Source organism: Pseudomonas sp. PNPG3 (assembly GCF_023093815.1).
In the GTDB taxonomy this organism is placed as follows: domain Bacteria; phylum Pseudomonadota; class Gammaproteobacteria; order Pseudomonadales; family Pseudomonadaceae; genus Aquipseudomonas; species Aquipseudomonas asiatica.
In genome coordinates, this window is sequence record NZ_JALLKV010000006.1 from 159,176 (window position 1) to 168,519 (window position 9,344).

The 9,344-nt window shown below is 64.8% G+C and carries 6 protein-coding genes; 4 read left to right on the plus strand and 2 right to left on the minus strand.

Going from position 1 to position 9,344, the window contains the following annotated elements; all coding sequences use genetic code 11:
* Nucleotides 1-134 precede the first annotated feature (134 nt).
* Nucleotides 135-1,109 (minus strand): GlxA family transcriptional regulator, encoded by a 975-nt coding sequence (locus MJ643_RS06925; protein WP_024087899.1) that lies wholly within the window; start codon nt 1,107-1,109, stop codon nt 135-137.
* Nucleotides 1,110-1,289: 180 nt separating this feature from the next.
* Here MJ643_RS06925 and MJ643_RS06930 point away from each other — a divergent pair, with 180 nt between their 5' ends.
* Together MJ643_RS06930 and ycaC are read left to right on the plus strand one after the other, a co-directional pair.
* Nucleotides 1,290-1,652 (plus strand): AraC family transcriptional regulator, encoded by a 363-nt coding sequence (locus MJ643_RS06930; RefSeq protein ID WP_013974756.1) that lies wholly within the window; start codon nt 1,290-1,292, stop codon nt 1,650-1,652.
* A 73-nt stretch (nt 1,653-1,725) separates the two neighbouring features.
* A complete protein-coding gene (gene ycaC / locus MJ643_RS06935; RefSeq protein WP_004375560.1) occupies nt 1,726-2,352 on the plus strand; it encodes an isochorismate family cysteine hydrolase YcaC in 627 nt (208 codons plus the stop codon).
* A 117-nt stretch (nt 2,353-2,469) separates the two neighbouring features.
* Here ycaC and MJ643_RS06940 read toward each other — a convergent pair whose 3' ends face one another.
* Nucleotides 2,470-7,518, minus strand: coding sequence for an ATP-binding sensor histidine kinase (locus tag MJ643_RS06940; RefSeq protein WP_024087898.1), 5,049 nt, complete (start codon nt 7,516-7,518; stop codon nt 2,470-2,472).
* A 238-nt stretch (nt 7,519-7,756) separates the two neighbouring features.
* Between MJ643_RS06940 and MJ643_RS06945 the strand changes: the two genes are divergently transcribed.
* Complete coding sequence (locus MJ643_RS06945; protein WP_013974754.1) at nt 7,757-8,749, plus strand: response regulator; 993 nt, start codon at nt 7,757-7,759, stop codon at nt 8,747-8,749.
* The gene (locus MJ643_RS06950) at nt 8,746-9,114 is read left to right on the plus strand and encodes a response regulator (protein WP_023662911.1); all 369 of its coding nucleotides are present in this window, start codon (nt 8,746-8,748) and stop codon (nt 9,112-9,114) included. Before MJ643_RS06945 ends, MJ643_RS06950 begins: the two co-directional genes overlap by 4 nt.
* The last annotated feature ends 230 nt before the right edge of the window (nt 9,115-9,344 follow it).

Sequence of the window (9,344 nt, forward strand, 5' to 3'; positions counted from 1 at the left end):
GAATCAGGTGACAGTCGTGCCGGCCTCTTCGCGGGTGAACCCGCTCCCACAGGTACAGCGGTGTCTTCAAGCCTGCGCAACACCTGTGGGAGCGGGTTCACCCGCGAAGAGGCCGGCACAGGAAATCTGCATACTCAACTGCCACCAAACTGCGCCCGATACTGCGCCGGCGTCATGCCAATCCGCTCGCAGAAAACCTTGCGCAAATGCCGGTCACTGCCAAAACCGCACTGCGTCGCCACCACTTTCAACGGCAGGTCGCTGCTTTCCAGCAGCTTGCGCGCGCGGTCGATGCGTGCGTTCTGCAAGTATTGCAGCGGCGTGATGCCCACCTCGCGTTGAAAGGTGCGGGCGAAGTTGCGCCCACTCATGGCTACCAGGTCGGCCATTTTCTGCACGGTGAAGGCTTGCTCGATATGGTCGACGATGTACGCCTGCACCCGTGCAATCGGCGAATCATCCCGCGGTACAGCCGCCAGCAGTGGCCCGTAGGGTGTCTGCCCGCCCTGGCGATGGCGGGCGACCAGCAGCACCTTGGCCACTTCCAGGGCCAGCGCCTTGCCGTGGTCCTCGGCCACCACTGCCAGTGCCAGGTCGATGCCTGCGGTGATGCCGCCCGAGGTAATCAGGCAACGGTCGATCACGTATATCTGCTCTGTCTCGACCTTCGCCTCGGGGAACGCTTGTGCCAGGCGCTCCACGTAGTTCCAGTGGGTGGTGCAGCGATAGCCGTCCAGCAGCCCGGCCCGGCCCAGCAGGAATACCCCGGTGCATATTGCACCAAAACGTTTGGCCCGGCGCACGGCCTGGGGCAGCCAGCGCTCGATGCCTGGCAGGGCGATGTCATAGGCGCCCGGGCCGCCTGGCACCAGCAACAGGTCGACGGATTCCGGCAAATCCTCCAGACGCAGGTCGGCTACCACTTTCAACCCGCAGGAGCCGCGCACCGCTGCCTGCCCTTCGGCCAGGGTCAGCAGCCGGTACTTCCGCTCGGCAGGAAGGAAGCGGTTAGCAATGGCAAACGCGTCCATGGGCCCGGTCACGTCCAGCAACAGCACATCATTGAACAACACCATGGCCACGGTGCGGTGGGCGGGTTTTTCCTGCATCGCTCTTATGCCTTGAATGCCGGCCGCCACCAGCGGCCCGAAGCTGAATACGAAACGCATCTTAAGGTATCGGCAAAACCGTCAGGGCCAGCAGCGCGCAATTAACAACAATTCAGGTTTGGCTCAGGACTTTGTCATGTGCCGGAGGCGAGACTTTCTGCATTGAACAGGAGAGCCGCCATGCACCCCGGGACGCCCCAAGCGCCGCTGCAAACCCCCGGCGCACTGACGCCGGCGCGCTTGCGCCGGGCCAAGGAACTGATGTTGCACAGCCCGTTGTCGATCATCGAAATCGCCGGGTTATGCAACCTCACCCGCAGCCACTTCTCGCGCGCGTTCAAGGTCAACACCGGCCTCTCGCCCCAGGCGTGGCGCCTGCTGGCACGCATGGAAAAGGCCAAGCGCCTGCTCGCCACCGAGGCGCCGATCACCCACGTGAGCCTGGAATGCGGCTTCTGCGACCAGGCCCATTTCACCCGCGCCTTCAGCCGCCTGGTCGGCCAGCCGCCCAAGGCCTGGCGCCAGGCGCAGGCCCATCCTTAAGCCGAACCTATCCGCCGGTATAGCCCCTTGTGGACAGTGCCGGCCCGTTCTCCCAACCCAAGGAGTCACCCCGATGAGCCAACCCGATTACAAGCGCCTGAACAAAGACGACGCCGTGGTGCTGCTGGTCGACCACCAGACCGGCCTGATTTCGTTGGTGCAGGACTTCTCGCCCAACGAGTTCAAGAACAACGTGCTGGCCCTGGGCGACCTGGCCAAGTTCTTCGGCCTGCCGACCATCCTCACCACCAGCTTCGAGCAAGGCCCGAACGGCCCGCTGGTGCCCGAGCTGAAAGAGATGTTCCCGGATGCGCCGTACATTGCCCGCCCTGGCCAGATCAACGCCTGGGACAACGAAGACTTCGTCAAGGCGATCAAGGCCACTGGTCGCAAGCAGCTGATCATCGCAGGCGTGGTGACCGATGTGTGCGTGGCGTTCCCGACCCTGTCGGCGCTGGCGGAAGGTTTTGAAGTGTTCGTGGTGACCGATGCTTCGGGCACCTTCAACGAAACCGTGCAGCAGGCGGCCTGGGTGCGCATGACCCAGGCGGGTGCACAGATGATGAACTGGTTCTCGGTGGCCTGTGAGCTGCACCGCGACTGGCGCAACGACATCGAAGGGCTGGGTAACCTGCTGTCGCAGCGCATTCCCAACTACCGCAACCTGATGAACAGCTATGCGGCCCTGAGCGCCCGTTGATGTAAGCCTGTACCGGCCCTTTCGCGGGTGAACCCGCTCCCACAGAAACCGTGCAGTTCTCAGGCTGTGCACTATCCCTGTGGGAGCGGGTTTACCCGCGAAAGGGCCGGTACAGGCTCAAGAGGGATTCATAGGCAGCGTAAAGCGAATCCGACACCCCCCCAGCTCCGACACCTGCGCCTGCAACTGCCCTCCATGGGCCTGCACCACCGAGTTGCAGATCGCCAAGCCCATCCCCATGCCGCCGATCTTGGTGGTATGAAACGCATCGAACACTCGCTCGCGCTCATCCGCTGCAATCCCCGGTCCGTTGTCGTCCACGCAGATTTCCACCTCATTCCCGACCACCGCCGACGCAATCCGCAGCACCCCATCGCTGCGATACCCCGCCAGCGCCTCCAGGCCATTGGTAATCAGGTTGAACACCAACTGCTGCAACTGCACCGGGTCGGCCATCACGCTCACCCCCGCCTGCAAGCGCATCTGCACGTCCACCGGGCCCTTGGCGGCATCGGCCGATGTAAGGCGCACCACTTCGCGGATCAACTCGTCCAGCTTCACCACCTTGAGTTGCATCGGCGACTGTTTGGCCAGCGAGCGTAGCGCACGCACGATGTTGGCGGCCCGTTCGCTGTCGTTGCGGATGTCTTCCAGGCCGGCAATCGCCTCTTCCAGGTCGGGCTTGGCGCGTTTCAACCAGCGCAGGCTGGCAGCGGCGTTGGACGCTATGCCCAGCAGCGGCTGGCTGATCTCATGGGCGATGGACGCGGACAGCTCGTTCATCACCTGCAAGTGCGACGTGCGGGCCAATTCCGCGCGGGAGCGGCGCAACTCGGTCTCCATCTGGGCGCGGGTCTGGTTGTCTTCGGCCAGGCGTGTGTAGAACTTGGCGGTTTGCAGCGACACCGCCGCCTGTGAGGCGAGTATTTCCAGCATGGCCAGGCGCTGGCCGCCGAACAGGTTCGGCACCAGGCGGTTTTCCAGGTACACCAGGCCGATCAGCACGCCCTGGATCACCAGCGGCAGGCACAGCACCGAACGGGCCTTGCGCGCGTGCAACTGCTGGCGGAAGGCCTCGGGGCAGTCGCTCTGGGCATCGTTGAGCACCAGGGGCTTCTTGGTGCGCATGGTGGCGTTGATGATCGACAGCGGTGCCTGGGTCATGAACTTCTGGCAGTCGTCCATGCTCACGTGCAGCCCGGCGTCGTCGATGTAGGCGAGGGCAGCCATCTGGAATTCGGCACCGCTGACGATCAGCAGCGCACCGTGGTCGGCGCCGGAATGCTGGGTCAGGTGGCCCATCAGGGTTTCGATAAGGCCTTCGAGCAGCACTTCCTCGGACAGCGCCCGTGCTGCCTCGATGCCGGCTTCCAGGTCGAGCTTGGCCTGGTGGGTTGCGCGTTGGCTTTCCTGGATTGGCTGGGTGCGCAGGAACGGGTGCAACGCCTCCAGCTGGTGCACCTTGCCGGTCGCGCCCCAGATATGGAAACAGTCGCGGGCGATGCGCAGGTGCAGGTTGGCGCCGGAGATCAGGCCGCTGGGGATGCATACCTCGGCCAGCTGTTCGTGGGCCAGCGCCTGCTCGTGGATGAAACCGGCGGCGGTGGCGGCGATCTGTGCCTGGTCGAAGCAGCGGATGGCGGCCAGGCCGTCGCCTTCGAGCTTGGCGATCACGCCTTCGATCAGCAACAGCTTGTTGCGGAAGGTGGCCGGGTTGAAGCCGGCCCAGCGGCCGAAGCGCTCGCGAAGGGTGTGTAGTTCGCGCAGCTTGTCGGCAAGGCTGCCAATGGCCTCGGGGCTGCCCAGGGCCAGGCCGCGGAACAGGTGATAGTCGGCCAGGTTGATGTGCGCTGGTACCGCCCAGGTGTTGTCCCCGGCCAGTGCCAGGTTGCGCATGGCCTGCGGGATGTTACCCAGGTAGAAGTCGCCCATGCCGGCCATGAGGTATTGGAAGAATCGCGTGGTGGGCGATTTCGAGGCTGTGGCCGAGGCCGGGCAGGGCGTGCAGCTCAATTTGGCGACGAACGCTTGCTGGGCCTGCAGGATCTGCTCGATGTCGCGGTAACCGTAGTGACGCACGGTGGCCAGGCCTTGCGCCAGTTCCTCCACCACGTCCGGCAGGTAGCGGCCCATGAACAGCGAATCGGAAACCAGGTGGTTGCAGGCATAGCAGCTCATCGCCAGGTCGCCGCTCAGGCGCCCCGAGTCGACCGCATCCAGTGCGGTACGGCGGGCGAACTCCATGGGCGAGGTCCAGGCGCTGACCTGGTCCAGGGCCAGCAGCGCGCTGGTCAAGTCAGCGTCGAAACCGTGCCGCTCTATCAGCTTGAGCGCAGCCAGGCAGCAAGCGTGGCCATCATGGTAGGCGCCGAAGCGCTCGGCAATCATCACCCCGTACCAGGCCATGCCGTAGGTGCTGCCCGGGGCGACGCCGTGCAGCAGTGACAGCTCCATGAGCTTGGCCAGGTGCAGGAAGCAGATGTCGTCCTTTACGAAAAACGATGACGACAGGGTGGCCAGCAGACTGATGGCAACTGTCACTTCCTCCGAATCGGTGCGCTGCAGCGATTCCAGGCAGTGTCGGCCTTTCTGTTCGACCAAGGTCTGTACATGGGCATGACTGGCTTCGACCTGTTGCCAGTCGACACCTCGCACCGGGCTCATACCCAGCAAGTCCAGGCCGGAAATGGTGCTGTCGATGGCCGCCTGATAGTCGCCGCGCAAGGTGTACAGCAGCGCCTGCAGGCGGCATACCCGCGCCTGGTCCAACGCCGAGCGCGCGCGCAGGCGGCATTCAGTGATGCGGGCCTCGGCCGCGACCATTCGCGACAGTTGCATGTCGCACTCGGTGGCCATGCAGGCGATGGCAAAGCCATGCGTGGCGCGGCTTTCCAGCGTTGCGCCGCGTTGCAGCAACTGCTCGGCCGTGTGCAGGTAGCCAGCCGATTGTTCGAACGCGCCGCCATCGCGTGCGCGTGCTGCTGCCTCGCGTAAAAGCTGCAGAAAAGCTTCGCAGTCATCCGCTGCAAACCCGCATGGGCTGGCGCGTTGCAGCTGGTTGGCAAGCTCGAACAGTACCTCGTGCAGGCGCCCCGGCCAGGCCTGGCGCATGGCCTGGGCAATACGTGCATGCAGTTGGGCACGTGCGCGCGCTGGCGTGAGAGCGTACGCAGCTTCCATCACCCGTTCATGGGCGAAACCCAGGCCGTTCTGGCCCGGTTGCAGGAAACCCGCGCCAATCAAGGCTTTCAACGGCTCGCCGGGCGCTTGAGAGAGTACCTGGTGAAGCAGGCGTTCATCACAGCGGCTGCCAGCCGCACTGACCACCCGCAGCAGGTCGCGCTGCGGCTCGGGCAGGCGCACCAGGCGGTGGATCATCAGGTCGGCGACATTGTCGGAATAGCGGTGGCGGGCCACGGCCTGCAGGCACCATGACCAGCGCATGGTCTGGGTATCGAAGGTGAACAGCTGGTCCTCGACCATGGCCCGGAGGATCTGATTGATGAAGAACGGATTGCCCGCAGTCTTGTCGTGTACCAGTTCGGCCACCTGCAATGCGTCCTCGGGGCCGACGTGGTAGCGCTCGCCGATCAACTCGGTCACCGCGCTCACCGCCAGGGGCCGCAGGTTCAGCGTGGTGCTGCGCACCGCTGCGGGCAGGGCAAGGGGTGTACTGCTGGCTGGCGCATCACTGCGCCGGGCGAAGATCAGCAACAGGTTGCCGGGCGCGTGAGCCAGAAGTTGCGCCAGCAGTTGCTGGCTGGAGTCGTCGACCCAATGCATGTCATCGAAGAACAGCACCAGCGGCTGGTCGGGGCGGCTGAATACCTGCAGGAATTCGACGATCGCCCGCAACTCCTTCTGCAGCGCCAGACGCGTGGGCTTGGCCGGCAACTCGGGCAAGGGGCCGAGGATCAGTTGCAGGTCTGGTGCCAGCTTGCCGAGCAGCCGGCCGTGGCCTTTGATACGGCGCAGAATCTCGCAGCGCAAGGCGTCGAGGTCCTGGCTGTTCTTGGCCAGCAACTGGGTGGTCAGCGCGCCGAGAATTTCGACCCAGGGCGCGTAGGGCAAGGCCTGTGCAACGCCGTTGCACTTGCCGATGGCCCAGTAACCCTGGGCGTTGGCCCTAAGCGCTGCCTCGACCAGGCTCGACTTGCCCATGCCCGTAGCCCCGTTGATGAACAGGGCTTGTGGCTTGCTGTCACGGCGCTGTGCCTTGAGCAGCAGGGCGATGGCCATCTGTTCGGCACTGCGGCCATACAGGCGTGCGCGGTCGGGCGTCATCGGGTCGGCACAGCCTGGTTCGAAGGCCTCCATGGACTTGCTGGCGGCCCACTGTCGCTGGCAATAGGCCAAGTCCACCGCCAGGGCGCGAGCACTCTGGTAGCGGGCGTCCGGCTCTTTGGCCAAGGCCTTGGCCAGGATCCGGCTGAGAGGTTGCGGCACATTGCTGTCCACTTCGCAGGCCGCTCGTGGCTGCACGCCGGCATGCAGCTGGCGCCAGTGCTGGGTGTCGCGCCCGGCCAGAGGCAATTCGCCCAGCAGTAGCTGGTAAAGGATCGCGCCCAGGGCATAGATGTCGGTGCGTCGGTCGCTGCTGCTGCCGTGCGGGCAGACCTGTTCAGGCGCCAGGTAAGCCCAGTTGCCGAGCGGGGTGCCTTGTTCGCTGATCAGTTCCGCCGGGTCGGCGCGAAAGCAGCCCAGTCGCACTCGCTGGTCCGCGCGCAGGCACACATGTTCGGGCTGCAGCGCGCCGTGCAGCACATTGCGTTCGTGTGCCTGGGCCAAGGCAGTGGCTGCATTCACCGCAATCTCGAGAAACGGCGCCAGGGCGGCAGGGCCCTCTGCGATAAGGTCGGCGATGGAGCGGCCGGCCGGGTACACCAGCAGGGGGCCTTCGGCCGAGCGCACGAACGCCGAGGGGATCACCGCCCATTGCGGGTCGAGTTGCAGGCGGTAGTCGCGTTCCAGGCGCTGGCAGGCGGCGGGGACCTCGCGCGGGGCGCGCACGGCGATCCATGCCTGGTCGGTGGCTGGATCGCGAAGGCGGAAGTAACTGAGTTCACCTTCCTGGCCCAGCGCGTTGATGTCGCACCGGTTCAGCCAACCCTCGTCGACGGACTGGTCGTAATCGATGGGCCTGTGGGCAAGGCGTTCATCGAGCATAAGGCACCCCTGCTAGCGACATCCTGACGCACGAGTATACGCAGCGGACCCAGCAGGGATGCGGGCTGCAGGCTGCTTGGCAGGAAAGGGTACGCTGTTGTCCGTTATCGTCCCCTGGGGGCTGGCGGGCTTTTGTATAGTCCTCAGGCCAACCTATCCCTCGGGATAATTGTCTGAAGGCGTACCCTGGCCTAGGCTGCCCTGGGCTGGGAAACGCCCGTGCCCGCGCGAGGAAGCCATGATCCGAATAGGTAATGCCCAGGTGTCGCTGGAGCGGCGCGAAGCCTTTGTTGACGGTAAGCCTGTCCTGTTGGGGGGGCGGGCATTCGAAGTGCTGGCGACGCTGATCAAGGCCAAGGGGCGGGTGGTCGACAAGGACGAGCTGTTCAGCCAGGTGTGGGCCGGCACGGTAGTCGAGGACAACAACCTGCAGGTGCAGGTGTCCTTGCTGCGCAAGGCCTTTGGCGACCGGGGCCTGATCCAGACCGTGCCACGCCGGGGCTACCGCCTGGCCGCCGAGATCAGCCTCGAGTTGCCTGGCAAGGCGGCGGGCAAATCGCCGCTGTGCGCCGCGGCCGAACCTGTCGAGTTGTTCGATGAGCACTTGAACGTGCCGGTGCTGGTGGTGGATGACGACCCGTCGGTGCGCACGGCGTTGGGCCGCCTGCTGCGCTCGCAGGACATTCCGCATCATTTGTTCGCCAGTGCCGAGGCGTTGTTCGAGGCCCGCCTGGAAACCCCCTATGCCTGCCTGTTGCTGGACATGCACCTGCCCGATACCAGCGGCCTGGAAGTCCAAGATGCGCTGCGCCGACTTGCGCTGCCCTGGCCGATCGTGTTCATGACCGGCTTCGGCACCATCCCGATGACCGTCCAGGCCATGCGTGCCGGGGCCGTGGAGTTCCTGACCAAACCGTTCGACGAAGACCAGCTGCTGACACTGCTGCAGGCGGTGCGCACGCGTGCCGTGGCCGAAGGGCGCAAGTGGCACCATGCGCGGCAGGTCCAGGAAAAGTACCAGCGCCTGACCCAGCGCGAGCGCCAGGTGTTCTCGCTGGTGGTCGGCGGCCTGTCGCACAAGCAGATCGCCAGGCAGATCGGCACCAGCGAGGTGACGACCAAGGTGCACAAGAAGAACATCATGAACAAGATGCAGTCCCGCTCGCTGCTTGAACTGGTGGCCATGCACAACGTTATCGGGGCGCAGCCTGAGGGCCTGGGCGGCGCATGAGCAGCACGGTGTGCATCGTTGACGACGATGCTTCGGTGCGCAAAAGCCTGGCCAACCTGCTGCGTTCGGCAGGTTTCGAGACCTTGTCTTTTGCTGCCGGGGACCTGTTCCTGGCCTCGGCACTGGCGCGGCAAGCGGGGTGTGTGCTGCTCGACCTGAGGATGCCCGGAATGAGCGGGCTGGCGGTGCAGCGCGAGCTGGCCAGGCTGGGGTGGCGGTTGCCGGTGATCTGCATGTCGGCGCACTGGGATGAAGGGGCGGTGCGGGCTGCGATGGCACTTGGGGCACTGGTCTGCCTGGGCAAGCCATTCTCTGAAGAGGTGCTGCTGAAGGTGGTTGAAGATGCTTTGCTGGGCAGCCAGTGAGGTATTCCTGCCCCGGCCCCTTCGCGGGCTTGCCCGCTCCTACAGGGACTGCACAGGCTTTGGGCCGATGTATTCGGTGTGGGAGCAACTGTCTTGCACTGCCTGTACTGGCCTGATCGCTGGCAAGCCAGGCTCCTACAGGGACTGCGCATGGTTTGAGGCCGATGCGGTCGGGGTGGGAGCAACTGTCTTTAGAAATTTATTTTCAAGCGTGCCATTCGGGCAGGGCT

Coding starts and splice junctions, on each gene's coding strand:
- MJ643_RS06925 (WP_024087899.1), bottom strand. CDS start 1,109: ATGCAGGAAAAACCCGCCCACCGCACCGTGGCCATGGTGTTGTTCAAT.
- MJ643_RS06930 (WP_013974756.1), top strand. CDS start 1,290: ATGCACCCCGGGACGCCCCAAGCGCCGCTGCAAACCCCCGGCGCACTG.
- ycaC (WP_004375560.1), top strand. CDS start 1,726: ATGAGCCAACCCGATTACAAGCGCCTGAACAAAGACGACGCCGTGGTG.
- MJ643_RS06940 (WP_024087898.1), bottom strand. CDS start 7,518: ATGCTCGATGAACGCCTTGCCCACAGGCCCATCGATTACGACCAGTCC.
- MJ643_RS06945 (WP_013974754.1), top strand. CDS start 7,757: ATGATCCGAATAGGTAATGCCCAGGTGTCGCTGGAGCGGCGCGAAGCC.
- MJ643_RS06950 (WP_023662911.1), top strand. CDS start 8,746: ATGAGCAGCACGGTGTGCATCGTTGACGACGATGCTTCGGTGCGCAAA.